Below are 13,636 nucleotides of genomic sequence, written 5' to 3'. Positions count from 1 at the left end.
ACCGAAAACCGAAAACCTATTCTTCCCTCTTCGTTCTTCCTTCTTCCTTCTTCCCTCTTCGTTCTTCCTTCTTCCTTCTTCCCTCTTCGTTCTTCCTTCTTCCCTCTTCGTTCTTCCCTCTTCCCTCTTCCTTCTTCCCCAATGCCATCTATAAACCTCCGCCCCAAAGATTTCCTCCGCTGGGCCATTTTCGGCGGGGCGCTGTTCTTTTTGGCGCAGGCGGTGCGGCGACACTGGGCAGAGGTCGCGCAGATTCGGATCGAGGGGGCGGGCTGGGGGCTGTTGGCGATCGCCCTGCTAATCACCCTCATCGCCCATCTCTGGACGGGTTGGGTCTGGGGCTGGATTTTGGGCGATTTGGCTCAGCCCGTTCCGGCGCTGTGGGCCACGCGCACTTACCTGAAAACCAACATTGCCAAGTATCTGCCGGGAAACGTCTGGCATCTCTATGGGCGGGTGGTCGCGTCGCAGGAGCGCGGCATTTCCCTGGGTGCGGCGACCCTCAGCGTGCTGCTGGAACCGCTGCTGATGGCGGCGGCGGCCCTGATGCTGGGGCTAGTGGGAATTCGGCAGGCAAACTGGAGCGTGCAGGCGCTGAGTCTGGTCATCGTGCTGGCAGGCGTGCATCCCCGCGTGTTAAATCCAGTGCTGGCCGTGCTGCGGCGGCTCAAGGGCAGGGGAAAAAAGACGGCTGATGCCGCCGCAGATTTGGCAGATTCCGCGCCGTCTTCTGTGCCGTCTTTTGTGCCATCTGAGGCTAAACCCTGGCAGCTCAAGCGCTATCCCCTGCGTCCGCTGCTGGGAGAACTCCTGTTTGTGGCGCTGCGGGGGCTGGGGTTCGTGGCGATCGCCCTGGCCTTGCAGCCCGTTGCGCCGGCCCAATGGCTGCCGCTGATCAGCGGGTTCAGCTTTGCGTGGCTGCTGGGGCTAGTGATTCCTGGCGCACCGGGCGGCATTGGCGTGTTCGAGGCAACAGCGATCGCCCTCCTGGGCAACCAGCTTGCGCCCGCCATTCTGCTCAGCGTTGTCGCCCTCTATCGGCTGATCAGCACGCTGGCAGAGGCCATCGGCGCGGCGCTGGCATGGCGGGAACTGGGAGTCCAGCGTCCACACTAGCAGGGCAACCCAGACGGGCGATCGCTCGGTAATCATCTTTCAACCCCAGCAGCAGCCAGAATTGTTTCGCCAAGACGACTAGATGCAGGCGGGAGCGTGCTATGGGCAGCGGCGACCCTGTGCATCCAGCACCACGCATCGACCGTTGTTCACGCTGATGCGGCTATTGACCTCTGCCAGTGGCAAATGAGAATGCTCGTGAGAATGTCTATGAAATTTTCATGCGAATGCCTACGAGAATGCCTAGGGGAACGCCTGTGAGAATGTTTATGGAAACGTTTGTGAGAGGACTTTTGGCTGATAAAAACGCCTATAACGCCTATCCAGGGGAGGGGTTGGCGCTCTAGACACAAATACGGAGGTCAAATCAGAATGGATCTCGCGAACCAAAATTTCCTGATTTTTTAGAATCCCACTTAGAATCCCACCCTCAGGCAACGTTTGCAGAAACGTTCGCGGCCTTCAGCATGTGATAAGTAATCAGCAGTTGAGTAATAGCGAGTGGATAGCTTTGCAGCGTCTCTCCAGTCGTGCCAATCAGCTTGCCAATTCCAGGATTGCCCTCCAGACTGCAAAACTGACCCAAGTAGGGCACTTCCTGGCACAGGCTGCGCTCCAGATCTCGCACCTGCTCTGCGGTAGCGTGGGCATCGATCTCCATTACGTCCACAGGCTTGCCCATGTCGCGGTCTAGCCCCAGCCGCACCGCACCGCCTGCATGTTCTCCGTCGCCAATAATGCTGCTGAAATCTGGATGGGGAATCGTGGGACGCAGCACCAGCCGCACCGCCAGCAGCAGTTCATCCTGCGTTAAGTTGTCGCTGGGCGGATAGAAGCTCACCACGACATCAGCCCACTGCCGCTGCGGGCGGATAAAGGCTTCTGAGTCTGGTTCGCGCTGCTGGATTTGCTTGATGACTTGCTCACGGGTATAGCCACGCTTGCGGGTATCGCGGTTTATCTTCCAGGTGTGGCGCAGGTCTTCCGGCGGAGCCAAATAAACTTTGACATCGTAGCTGTCGCGCATTCCTCGCGTGGCATAGCCCAGCAGCCCTTCCACAATTACAAATCGCTTGGGTTTGATATACTCTGGTGGGTCGAAGGTGCCGCTGCTGTGGTTATAAATCGGCTTCAAAATCGGCTGTCCCGTCCGCAGCAGCGAGAGGTGCTGCTGAATGATGTCGAGATAGTTGCAGTCGGGATGCAGGGCAGAAATTCCCAATTCAGCCCGCTGTTTGCGATCGTAGCGGTGATAGTCGTCGGTGCAGATGACGGTCACATCGTTCTCGCCGAGCACCTGCGCGATGCCGCGAGTCAACGTCGTCTTTCCAGCGGCACTATCGCCAACAATGCCAAGGATGATGGGTCGGTGGGACATGGAGCCTCCTAAAAGCGCAATCACTAGCCCCCACCAACGCTTTGCGCCAGTGACCGAAGCTAGGCGATCGAGTTCACGAATAGCCCCAATTATTAGCGTCTGGGGGACTCAGCGCAAGGCTTCTGCGGAGATAGGTAAGATTTTGCAACGTTCCTTTTGAGAGGTAGCGTGAACAGTAGCAAATGTACAAAATTGCTGCAACCCAATAGAAAATACCTGCGAAACGTTGATCCCGCAGAGACACTGACCCACAGAAGTGTATTGCATTGTTGCGGATGTTTCCCGCCTTTCCTAAGCCTGCTTTTTGCGGCCGCGAGTCGAGGTTGTAGAAGTGGTCTTCGTCTTGGTCGAAGTGCGGGGAGACTTGGTTTTGGCGGCGGTAGTGCTGCGCGTGCTGCTGGTGCGGGGGCCGCGCTTTTTGGGGGTGGCAGCGGGTTCTTCGGACGCGGCAGGTTCGACCTCTGGCAGCGCGGCAGCAGCCTCGGTCACGGCTTTTTTCTGAACGGCGGTGCTGCGGCGGCGGCGAGTTTTGCCTGCGGTGCCCGATTTGTCCTTTTTGGTGGAAGCCAGATAGCGCTTGAGGGAAGAGACGCTGATTTTGATGTTCTTATCGGCCAGCAGCGCAGCAATTTCCTCGTGGCTATAGCCACGGTCGAGCGCTGTTGAAATGGAGTCTTGCAGCAGGTCGATGGCTTCCCGCAGAGACCAAACTTCTTTGGGCTTTTCGGGGAGTTGTTCCAGCAGACTGGTGGCCTGTTCGATGGATTCTTGCTGAACCAGGACGGTGCCAGGAAGGCGTTTTTTGGTGGTAGTCATAGTGGTAAAGGTTGGGTCAATGAGCGAGTGTTTCTGCGGTCAGGCAGAGGGGCAGAGGTAATCAGAATCGATTCACCGCTCTATTCAGCAGTTCTATTCGTACGCTATTCGTACGCCATACGTACGCTATTCGTACGCTGTTCTTAGAGTCGGCGATTCCCAATTGAGCAGGTTGCAGTGGGGGTTGCAAAGTGGATAACTTAGTGTATCCAAAAGCGAACAATTTCTATCAATTTTCCTGATCCAATCTTGATTGGTTTGCTTTTTGCCGTGTCAACGCCGCCTCTTCTTCACAGTCTCGCTGCTGAGGCAAGGCTATTCCTTTGGCAGGGAACGGGATGTCTGAGGGACGCTGTGACCCGTTCGCGCCCGCGTTCAGCAAAACAGTAACAAGGTTATCTCTTTCGCTTTTTGCGTTTTTGCCCGGAGGTTGACGACTCCTGAGTTGGAGCGATATCGGTTGCTCTTAGCGGTGGTGTTTCGGGTTCATCGAGCAAGTAGGCGATGACATTTTCGACAGAACGGTTTGCGGCGGCGTGGTTTGCAGGGGGGCGGTTTGCAGGGGCTTCTGCGGGGGGTGCGGGGTCTGGGGGTGGTGAGATCGCAGGTGTGGCGGGGGCGATCGCACGGGCCCGCTGTTTGGGTTTCTGTCCAGCAGTCTTGGAGCGAACGGGCGCAGTCCGAGATGCAGCCGACTGCTTGAGCCGGGTCAGGTAATAGCGCAAAGACGACGGGGAGACGGGAATCCCTGCCTGGTTGAGCAGCGCAGCCACATCTTCCTGGCTATAGCCCTTGTCGAGGGCAGCGAGGATCACGTCTTGCAGCAGGGCGATCGCCTCTCGAATTGACCATTCCTTTGCCGGTTCGGGGGGTTTGTCGGGGAGCGCAGTCAACGCCTGACTCGCCCGCTTGAGCGATCGCCGAGGCACCGCAGCCGGAGAGGTTACGCTGCTCGAAGACGACTTACGGGCTGACTTGGTTTTTCGAGTCACGCCGAAACCCAGAGACACGAGGGAGAAACTGCCCCTTACGTTAACGCTGAATCCTGAAATTGTGAGAGCTTAAGAGGGGTTTATTTGCAATTCTCAATAATGTTGTCGGAATATTTCGAGGTCAGGAATTGTACCGATTCTTGATTAGGACTTACGCAGTTGGACAATTTCTCGCGGGCTGCGCCTGCAAGAAATTGTCCAAAATCCAGAAAGCAGAAAGCGTATTGCAAGTGCATAAGTCCTGCTTGATTTTGGCTTGGGTGATTTTGGACGGGGGGCGGGCATCTGCGGGGCTTCCAGTTATTTCATTCTTGGCGCGACTCAGAAGAATTGATGCTGGAAAGTCCGTGAGGAGTGATTGACCGCCCATAGACAGCCGTCTTGTCATTGCTAAGCCGTTAAGCCATTAAGCCGTAGCGTGGAGCGCAAGCAGCGTGATTTGGATTGTGATTGCCAGTGGATTAGCCCTGTACGTTGCCTGGAACCTGGGCGCGAACGATGTGGCGAATTCAATGGGCACGTCGGTTGGATCGGGAGCGGTGTCGCTGCGGCAGGCATTGGCGATCGCCGGAGTGCTGGAGTTTGCAGGAGCAGTGCTGTTTGGACGACGAGTGGTGGACACGTTGGCCAGCGGCGTGGTCAGTCCAGATCAGTTCACCGATACGCCCCAGGTTTTGGTGCTGGGTATGGTGTCTGTGCTGCTGACTTGCGGGCTGTGGCTTAATCTGGCCACGCGACTGGGGCTGCCCGTCGCGTCGTCTCATGCCGTTGTGGGAGCGATCGCCGGGTTTGGCTGGGCGGCATCCGGTCTGCATTCCGTGAAAGGGTCACTGCTGGGTCAAATTTCCCTCACTTGGCTGGTCACGCCGCTAATCAGCGGGGCGATCGCCGCTGGGTTTTATACCGTTCTGCGGCGCGGCATCTTGCAGGCTCCACAGCCGCTCCAGCAGACCTATGAATGGCTGCCCTGGCTGAGTTTGGTGCTGGTCAGCGGGTTTGGGCTGATTGTGCTGCCTGTGCTGCAACCTGCCATTTCAGCCCAAATTAACCTACCGCCCCACACGCTGGCGCTGGCCACCGGAGCGATCGCCACTCTGGGCCTTAGCGCGATCGCCGCTCGTCCGGTGGTGTTGTCTGATGCGCCAAATTCTACCGAAGAAAATGGGGAGGCAACTGCCGCCAAGCTGGCCAATCCCGTCGAGCAGATCATGGCGCGATTCCAGTTGATCAGCGCGTGCTTCGTCGCCTTTGCCCACGGCTCAAACGATGTCGGCAATGCGATCGCGCCTTTGGCGACAATTGTCCAGCTGACGCAGCCTGCTGGCGATGAGGCAATCCTACCGCTGTGGATTTTGGGGCTGGGGGCGCTGGGCATGGTGGGTGGGCTGGCGGTGTGGGGCGGCCGCGTCATCGCCACCATCGGCGAAGGCATTGTCGCGCTGCGACCCAGCAGCGGCCTCTGTGCAGAACTGGCCACCGCCGCGACCGTACTGATCGCCTCGCGGGTGGGACTGCCCGTGTCTACGTCCCACGCGCTGGTCGGCGCAGTCGTGGGGATTGGTCTGTCCCAGCGCAACAGCCAGATTCACTGGAGCATGGTGCGCCAGATTGGTCTGGCGTGGGTGGGCACGATTCCGCTTTGTGGCGGACTGGCCGCTGCAATTTTTTGGGGGCTAATCAGCCTAACGCATTGATGCAGCTTTTTAATGCAGCTTTTGGCGTTGCTAAACAGAAGTATGCTTCTCGTGCCTATGCTTCTTGCAGCCCTCACCCTAGCCCTCTCCCAAAGGAGAGGGAACAAGAGTCCTCGCTCCCTTGTATCTTGAGGACAGGGCGGAAGAGGGAGTGCAATCTGGCTTCCTGCGTGACGGATCTGCTTCCCCTGCCTCTTCAACTATTCACCTAGCAACTATTCACCTAGCAACTATTCACCTGGCAACTATTCACCTTGATAAACGTCGGGCAGGTCGTCAAAGCCGCCCAGCAGGTAGTCGGGAAACAGGGTCGGCGTGGTGTTGGAGCGATCGCCCTGCGATTCTAGCGGCGTGAGGTCAGTGGGTGGGCGATCGCTGCTCCAGGCCCACCAGGCAGTCCCGCAGGCGCAGTGATAAAATTCCTGCCACTTACGGCGATGGTCGTGGGTAAAGACGGGCGATCGCCGATTAATCCACACTTGCTGCGCTTCGGAGCAGGACAAGCGGCAGCTTGGACAACAAAACTCAACGGCGTGAACTGCCGCCTCTGTCCAGTCGGGCGGCACGAGAGCAAAAGCGTCCATGAGCAGGTGTGGGAAAGGAATATCCCTATCCTATCCGACTCGTCAAGCGGCTGGATTTTCAATGAACCCATACAGAAATTTTTATCCCTTTCGCCCCGTCTTATGTAAAATCCAAGGCGAGGCCGTCAGCAAATTGCCCCATTTGGAATTGCGCGACCCACTGCGTGACCCACTGTGCGACCCACCGTGCGACCCACTGTGCGAGCAGGTCGTCCTATCGATGCTTCAGTTTGTGACCGAGCGGGTGATTGAGCGGGTGATTGAGCGCAGTCTAGCGCGATGTGCAACTTTCAATCAGCCCTCCTGCTCCAAACTCTCCTCCCCAGTCGGGAGCAGGGGAGCAAGCGAGGCTTGAAGTCCCTCTCCTGCTCTGGGAGAGGGATGGAGGGTAAGAGGAATCAGCAAAGTTGCACATTGCGTCAGTCTAAATAGCTGCCTAAATAGCTGCATGTAGCCGCATGACCATGACGACCCGGATATCTCTCAGAGAGGACAACCTCAAATGTCGATTCTGAACTTAATCTCCTTCATTGGAATTTTCGGGCTGTGTGCAGTCGCGTGGCTGTTTTCCGAAAACCGCAATCCCAAATATTTCCCCTGGCGAGTGGTTATCTGGGGCATCTTGCTCCAGTTGATTCTGGGCTTTTTGGTGTTTGCCTTTCCGATTACGCAGCTTTTTCTGCAATGGTTCACCGATTTGCTGAACGTAATTTTTGACGCAGCCGACGCAGGCGCACGGTTTGTGTTTGGCAATCGGTTCGTGCCGCTGCCAGGTCAGGAGCCGCTGGTGCTGTCGCCCCTGCCTGCGTCGGGCACCTGTGCGCCAGCGCAGCCGGGAGAGGTGCTGCCGGGGCTTTGCGGCATTCAGTTGGGGTATATCTTTGCGTTTCGAGCGCTGCCAGCGGTCATTTTCTTTTCGGGGCTGATGGCACTGCTCTATAACCTAGGGATCATCCAGGTTGTTACGAACTTTTTTGCTCGGATTTTCTATCGCGCGATGCGGCTGAGCGGGGCAGAATCCCTGAGCGGCGCAGCGAATATTTTTGTGGGCATTGAGGCGGCGATCGTCGTGAAGCCGTTTCTGGCCAGCATGACCCGCAGCGAGCTGCTGGCGATTCTGGCCTGCTGCTTTGGCACGGCGGCCTCGTCTACGCTGGCCATTTATGTGAGCTTCCTGAAGCCCGTGTTTCCCAATATCCTGGGGCATCTGGTGTCGGCCTCGGTGATGGCGATTCCGGCATGTTTTGTGCTGTCGAAGATTTTGCTGCCGGAAACGACCGTGCCCGTGACCGCAGGCGGCATTCCCGATGAGCGATCGCTCGATCAGGCGCTCAACGAAGAAGTGGAAGACTTTGAAGCAGGCGTAGCGCGGACGGAACCCGTGCATCAAGAAACTGTGGCGGGGGAACCGATTGAGCGGGTCAGTCCGCTGGATGCCGCCATTGTGGGCGCACTGGACGGGGTGAAAATGGCCGTGGCGATCGCCGCTGTGCTGATTCTGATCCTGGGTTTGGTGTATCTAGTCAACCAATTTTTTGGGGCGCTGGCCAGTATTCCTGGCCCCATTGGCAGCGTCTTTCAGGTGATTACGCTGCAAAACATCCTGGGGGCGCTGTTTTTGCCGCTGACGGTGCTAACGGGCGTATCGCTGGACTGGAGCGAACTCTGGGCTTCGTCGGTGATTATCGGTCGTCGCTTGTTTGAGACAGCGATTCCGCCCTACCAATCGCTGGCGGCTGCTTCGCGGGATGGCGTGTTGAGCGATCGCGCTTTGTTAATCGTCAGCTATGCCCTCTCTGGCTTCGCGCACCTGGCCTCGGTCGGCATCTTTGTTGGCGGCACCACAGCGCTGATTCCCTCTCGCCGCAAAGACATTTCCGAACTGGGCTGGAAGGCGCTGTTTGTGGGCACGCTGGCCACCATGATGATCGCCTGCGTGGCGGGCGTATTCGACACGGGCAACCCTAGCATCCTGGGCACACCCGACGAACCCGCACCGCAGGCTACCCCCGCCAGCCCTGCCGCACCCAGTCCGGCGGCTCCCGCGCAGACCATCCCTGCGCCCCTTCCTGCCAGCCCCTCGCCAACCACGCCCTAAAAGAACAGGACTTCCGCATACGCACTTGCGATAAGTGTTCTGGGTGTTGGGGAACTTTAACTTGATTTCCAGCCAAGCGGAGGCCAAGTCACAGGCTTCACGCCAGATATTGCGCCCACTGGCTCACGATTTCCGGCGAGCCGTACCAGAGCCGCCCTGGTCGCGGCGAATGAACGACATCCGGCAGGGTAATATTCTCCGCGCCTTCCAGGTGGGCTGCTTCGATGGGCGTAATGCCGTCGCCCCAGCAGCCGCCCACGCCGCAGGTCATTTCGTAGCTGCTGTGGGCAAACCAGGTTCCAGGTCGCCGCTGCCCATACACGGCCTTGCCCGCCACGCAGACATAGCGCACCTGCGGGTAGAACGCGCCGGGATAGTGCGTTTTCACAAAGTCCAGGTTGCGCCGCGTCCAGCGCTCCCGGCTGATGTGGGGCGTGCCCAGCGTCACCAGCGTTGCCACCGAGGGATGCGCTTTCCAGAGGCAGGTCTTGCCCGCATCGCTGGGATGAATCTGGTACGGCACTTCACCCAGATAGATCCGGGCAATCCAGCCGCCTGCGGAATGACCAACCAAATTGAGGCGATCGCCCCTCGTTTCGGCCTGCACCAAGCGCACCGTCGCATCCAGCTTTTCCAGAATCGGAGTCATCGAGCGGCCGCCCAGCGTTGGCACCCAGTCTCGTCGCCGCAGGGGAACGGTCTTGGCCCAAATGCCCAGCCCTTCAAGTGCCCGCTCCATCTCCTGATAGGGCGCAGCATCGGCAAAGTACCCTGGCAAAATGACCGTCGGCAAACTCATCCCTGGTTCCCCGCGCTCAACCAGTCCAGCACCAGCCGATTCACCGTGTCGGGGCACTCGTCGTGGGGACAGTGGCCGGCCCCCGCGATAGGCGTGTACTGGACGCGGTCGGGTTCGGCGGCCGCCAGTTCTCGGTAGATTTTGGAGCCTGTAATCGGAGTCCAGGGGTCGGCATCGCCCCACAGCACCAGGATGGGCTGATGCACGCGGGGCAGCAGTTCCGCAGGGCTGGGGCCGGGCGGAGCCGTGAGAATTGAGGCAAAGACCTTCTGTGCGCCGGGGTCGCAGGAGGGTTCGTAGATCAGTTCCACCAGTTCATCGGTGACGGCGGTGTGGTCGCGGTAGACCTGCATCAGGGTGCGGCGGATGCGTGGCTTTTTGCGGACTTGCTCAAACAAAAACGGCCCCACGAGATCCGAACTCACCAGTTGGGTAAACACGCCCATCACTAGCCGCAGCGGTGGGTTTAGCTCCTCTGGGCGATGGTTTAGCCCGCCTGCTGCATTGAGCAAAACGACGCGCTGCACCAGATCGGGATAGTCGGCGGCCATCATCAGGCTGAGCAATGCGCCGATGGAGTTGCCCACAAACACAGCCGGTGCGCCAATGTGGGCGGCCCAGAAGTCCTTGAGCAGGGCTTGCCAGAGTTCCAAACTGTAGGCGATCGCCGGTTTACTCGATCCGCCAAAGCCCAGCAGATCCAGTGCAAACACGCGATAGCCTGCCGCCGCCAGCACGGGGATATTGTTGCGCCAGTGCCCAATTGCTGCGCCAAAGCCGTGAATCAGTACCATCGGCTGACCTGCGCCCTGCACAGTGTAGCGGATGGTGTGGCCCTGCCAGTCCCAGTTGAGCTGTTCGAGGGGTTGGGGTGCGGTGAGTTGAGAAGTCACAGATAAGAGGCTACGGAGAATATTGAAGTTTTCTTAACTCCTTCTATCATAAAGGCTTTATCGCCCCGCCCACGTCCTCACCAGCTTCTGCAACTCTACTGCCCAAAAGCCAATCGTGCTAACCCCCACGCAGGCCCACAACTCAACGCCTGTGAGTGGCTGAGTTTCAAACCAGTGCTGGAGGACTGGCAGCGTCATCACCAGCATTTGTAGCCCAAAGGTGAGCAGCACTGCACCCAGCATCGGCTTGTTGCTGAGCAGCCCAATTCGCGCTAGCAGGCGTTGTTCCGACCGCATCGCCAGGGCCAGCCAGATCCGAGAAAACGCCAGCGTCGCAAACACCATTGTTTGCCAGTTGGGGCGGCCCGTAGACCAGGCCCAATAGCCAAAGCCGAGGAAGGTAATGCCCATGAGGATGCCGATCCACACAATATCGCGCCCCACGCCCCGACTAAAGACGCTTTCGCCCGGCGGATAGGGCGGCCGCTGCATCACGTTTTTCTCGGCAGGTTCCACGCTCAGCGCCAGGGCCAGCAGCCCGTCTGCCAGCAGGTTGATCCAGAGAATCTGAATGGGTCGCAGGGGCAGGGGCATGGCAATCAGCGGAGCCAGCAGCATCAGCACCACGCCGCTGACATTGCCCGTCAGGTTGTAGCGGATGAACTTGCGGATGTTGTCGTAGATGACGCGCCCCTCTTCGACCGCTGCGACGATGGTGGAAAAGTTGTCATTCAGCAGCACCATGTCTGCCGCTTCTTTGGCGACATCGGTGCCCGTAATGCCCATCGCCACGCCGATGTCTGCCTTTCGCAGGGCCGGCGCATCGTTTACCCCGTCGCCCGTCATGGAGACGATTTCGCCGCGATTTTTCAGGGCTTCCACAATCTTTAGCTTTTGCTGGGGCGAGACGCGGGCATAGACCGACACCTCGCCCACCTGCTGCTCTAGTTCCTCAGTGGAAAGCTGGTTAAGCTGCTGCCCAGTCAGGTATTTGTCGTTGGTGGCAATTTCCAGATCGCGGGCGATGGTGCGGGCCATCAGGGGATGGTCGCCCGTGATCATGACCGTGCGGATGCCTGCTGCGTTGCAGGTTTGCACGGCGGTTTTGGCTTCGGGCCGCGCCGGATCGAGCATTCCCACTAGCCCCACCATCACCAAGTCCTGCTCGACTTCTAGTTCTCGACCCGGAGGCGGCAGTTCGTCTAGCAAGCGAAAGGCCACACCGAGGACGCGAGTGCCCATGCTGGCCAGCCGGTCGTTATCTTGCAAAATGCGATCGCGCATGTTGGCATCAAGCGGCTTTTGCCCGTTGTCCCAAACGTGGGTAGACACCTCTAGCATTCCGTCGATCGCCCCTTTGGTAAGGGCAATGTAGGGCGCATTGGGCAGCTTGACCAAGCTCAGCACCAACTTGCCCACATCGGAAGACTCCCACCCCTGGCGATCGCCCCACTGGTGGATCGTCGTCATCCGTTTGCGGTCGGAATCAAACGGTGCTTCGGCAACGCGAGGCAGCAGCACTTCTAGTTCTTCTTTGCTCAGGCCCAGACGATCGGCTGCGACCACCAGGGCGATTTCCGTCGGGTCGCCCAGCGCCTTGTCTTTGCCGTCCTCATCTTCTTTGACCAGCGCGTTGTTGCAGAGGGCGCTGCCTCCCAGCGTCAGGGCGATCGGCGCACTCAGCGGCACGCCATCTCCAGGGCGAAAGATGGACTTGTTGCCATCTAGCCGGGAGGTAATTTCGGCAAAGGATTCGCGCAGTTCCACCTGTTCACCTGCCAGCGCCAGGATTTTCACCGTCATGCGGTTTTCCGTCAGCGTGCCCGTTTTGTCAGAGCAAATCGTGGTGACGGAGCCGAGGGTTTCCACCGCAGGCAGCTTGCGGATCAGGGCTTGCCGCTTCAGCATCCGCCGCGAGCCGATGGCCAGGGCGATCGTCACCACGGCGGGCAGCCCTTCGGGAATAATCGCCACGGCCAGACTGACCGCCGTCAGGAACAGATCTTCTACATTGCCTCCCCGCGCCAGCCCAATAGCAAACATGAGGGCCACCAGCGCAAGAGCGGCGATCGCCAGCCGCTTGCCCAGTTGATCGAGGCGCTTTTGCAGGGGCGTTTGCTCCGATTCCACAGACTGGATCGAGTCGGCAATTTTGCCCAGTTCCGTGTCCATGCCCGTCGCAACCACCAGCCCGCGCCCGCGCCCGTAGGTGACGACCGTGCCCATGTAAACCATGTTGCGGCGATCGCCCAGCGATAGGTCTTGCCCGTCGATCTTGGCGACCTGCTTTTCTACCGACTCCGACTCGCCTGTGAAGGCGGCTTCCTGAGTCCGCAGGTTGGTGCTTTCTAGCAGGCGACAGTCTGCCGGAACCTGGTCGCCGTCCTCTAGCTGAACGATGTCGCCCACGACCACTTCTCGCGCCAAGATCTGCTGCCACTCGCCATCGCGCAGCACCCGCGCCTTGGGAACCGCCATTTTTCTCAGCGCTGCAAACTCTTTGCCAGCCCGATATTCCTGCGTAAAGCCCAGCACCGCGTTGAATACCACGATCGCCAGAATCGCCAGCGCGTCTTCAAAATCGCCCAGCAGCGCCGAGACGATCGCCGCCACAATCAGCACGACCACGGTCGTTGCGGTGATCTGTTCCCACAGCATCCGCAGCACGCTTTTGGGCGGCGGCTCGGCCAATTCATTCGCGCCATTTTGAGAGAGGCGATCGCTCGCTACAGCCTGACTCAGCCCTGTGCGCGGGTCGGTTCCGATCTGGCTCAGCGCCTCCTGCGGCTCTAGTGCATACCACCGTGTCCCGTCTCCCGTTCCCCTTCGCTCCAGCGCATAGTCCGGTCGATTGCCTCTACTCATAGCAAGCCTGCACCATTTGCCCGATGGGCCTAAAAGTCAATTTCGAGAATTCAAGAACGCAGATTTCACAACACAAATTTCACAACACAAATTTCACAACACAAATTTCACAACACAAAAACCAGGTACGAGCGGATGCGAAGAATTACGAAGAATATAGAGAATGAGATCGTCTGACCCAGCCGTGCCACGCAGTTTGACAGCCGTACCGTCTGACGCACCGCACTGACTGCTGATAGGAGTTCCCCCCAGTGGCGCTACAGATGAGATGGCTGAAAGCCCCGCAGATGCCCAACCCGCCATCCAAAATCACCCATCCAAAATCGCAAATCCAAAATCCAAAATCGGTATAACATCCATATCTCATAGCACCAATCAGCATTCATAGCATCAATCGACAG

The 13,636-nt window shown here is 58.6% G+C and carries 10 protein-coding genes and 1 pseudogene; 3 read left to right on the top strand and 8 right to left on the bottom strand.

Translation table 11 applies throughout. The features are described 5' to 3' along the window. Nucleotides 1-16: 16 nt before the first annotated feature. Entirely contained in the window at nt 17-148 is a 132-nt protein-coding gene (locus HNI00_RS08250) for a hypothetical protein (RefSeq protein WP_316792370.1), read from the bottom strand. Between HNI00_RS08250 and HNI00_RS08245 the strand changes: the two genes are divergently transcribed. Next, nucleotides 142-1,116, top strand: coding sequence for a lysylphosphatidylglycerol synthase domain-containing protein (locus tag HNI00_RS08245; protein WP_316792368.1), 975 nt, complete (start codon nt 142-144; stop codon nt 1,114-1,116). The genes HNI00_RS08250 and HNI00_RS08245 overlap by 7 nt on opposite strands. 430 nt (nt 1,117-1,546) lie before the next feature. Here the strand turns inward: HNI00_RS08245 and HNI00_RS08240 are convergent, their stop codons facing one another. The 3 genes from HNI00_RS08240 to HNI00_RS08230 all read right to left on the bottom strand — a co-directional run bounded on the left by HNI00_RS08240 (nt 1,547) and on the right by HNI00_RS08230 (nt 4,302). After that, a complete protein-coding gene (locus tag HNI00_RS08240; RefSeq protein ID WP_316792366.1) occupies nt 1,547-2,494 on the bottom strand; it encodes a phosphoribulokinase in 948 nt (315 codons plus the stop codon). Nucleotides 2,495-2,785: 291 nt separating this feature from the next. Then, a complete protein-coding gene (locus tag HNI00_RS08235; protein ID WP_297085114.1) occupies nt 2,786-3,310 on the bottom strand; it encodes an RNA polymerase sigma factor in 525 nt (174 codons plus the stop codon). Between the two features lie 395 nt (nt 3,311-3,705). Continuing rightward, nucleotides 3,706-4,302 (bottom strand): hypothetical protein, encoded by a 597-nt coding sequence (locus HNI00_RS08230; RefSeq protein WP_316792361.1) that lies wholly within the window; start codon nt 4,300-4,302, stop codon nt 3,706-3,708. 434 nt (nt 4,303-4,736) lie between these two features. Between HNI00_RS08230 and HNI00_RS08225 the strand changes: the two genes are divergently transcribed. After that, nucleotides 4,737-5,996, top strand: coding sequence for an inorganic phosphate transporter (locus tag HNI00_RS08225; protein ID WP_316792359.1), 1,260 nt, complete (start codon nt 4,737-4,739; stop codon nt 5,994-5,996). 350 nt (nt 5,997-6,346) lie between these two features. Here HNI00_RS08225 and HNI00_RS08220 read toward each other — a convergent pair. Next, a pseudogene (locus tag HNI00_RS08220) lies at nt 6,347-6,580 on the bottom strand (hypothetical protein); the annotation flags it as partial. 502 nt (nt 6,581-7,082) lie between these two features. Here HNI00_RS08220 and HNI00_RS08215 point away from each other — a divergent pair. Next, on the top strand, nt 7,083-8,678 hold the full coding sequence (locus HNI00_RS08215; protein WP_316792354.1) for a NupC/NupG family nucleoside CNT transporter: 1,596 nt from the start codon (nt 7,083-7,085) through the stop codon (nt 8,676-8,678). Between the two features lie 97 nt (nt 8,679-8,775). Here HNI00_RS08215 and HNI00_RS08210 read toward each other — a convergent pair whose 3' ends face one another. The 3 genes from HNI00_RS08210 to HNI00_RS08200 are packed head-to-tail and all read right to left on the bottom strand — an operon-like array spanning nt 8,776 to nt 13,235. After that, nucleotides 8,776-9,477: an esterase/lipase family protein gene (locus HNI00_RS08210; protein ID WP_316792352.1), complete on the bottom strand. Its 702-nt coding sequence runs from the start codon at nt 9,475-9,477 to the stop codon at nt 8,776-8,778. Then, complete coding sequence (locus HNI00_RS08205; protein WP_316792351.1) at nt 9,474-10,370, bottom strand: alpha/beta fold hydrolase; 897 nt, start codon at nt 10,368-10,370, stop codon at nt 9,474-9,476. Before HNI00_RS08205 ends, HNI00_RS08210 begins: the two co-directional genes overlap by 4 nt. A gap of 57 nt (nt 10,371-10,427) precedes the next feature. Continuing rightward, nucleotides 10,428-13,235, bottom strand: coding sequence for a cation-translocating P-type ATPase (locus HNI00_RS08200; RefSeq protein ID WP_316792349.1), 2,808 nt, complete (start codon nt 13,233-13,235; stop codon nt 10,428-10,430). Nucleotides 13,236-13,636: the final 401 nt, after the last annotated feature.

It is taken from the genome of Thermoleptolyngbya oregonensis NK1-22, assembly GCF_032705245.1.
In the GTDB taxonomy this organism is placed as follows: Bacteria; Cyanobacteriota; Cyanobacteriia; order Elainellales; family Elainellaceae; genus Thermoleptolyngbya; species Thermoleptolyngbya sichuanensis.
Note: the sequence above shows the minus strand (reverse complement) of the source record. Positions and strands in the feature narration are given on the sequence as shown.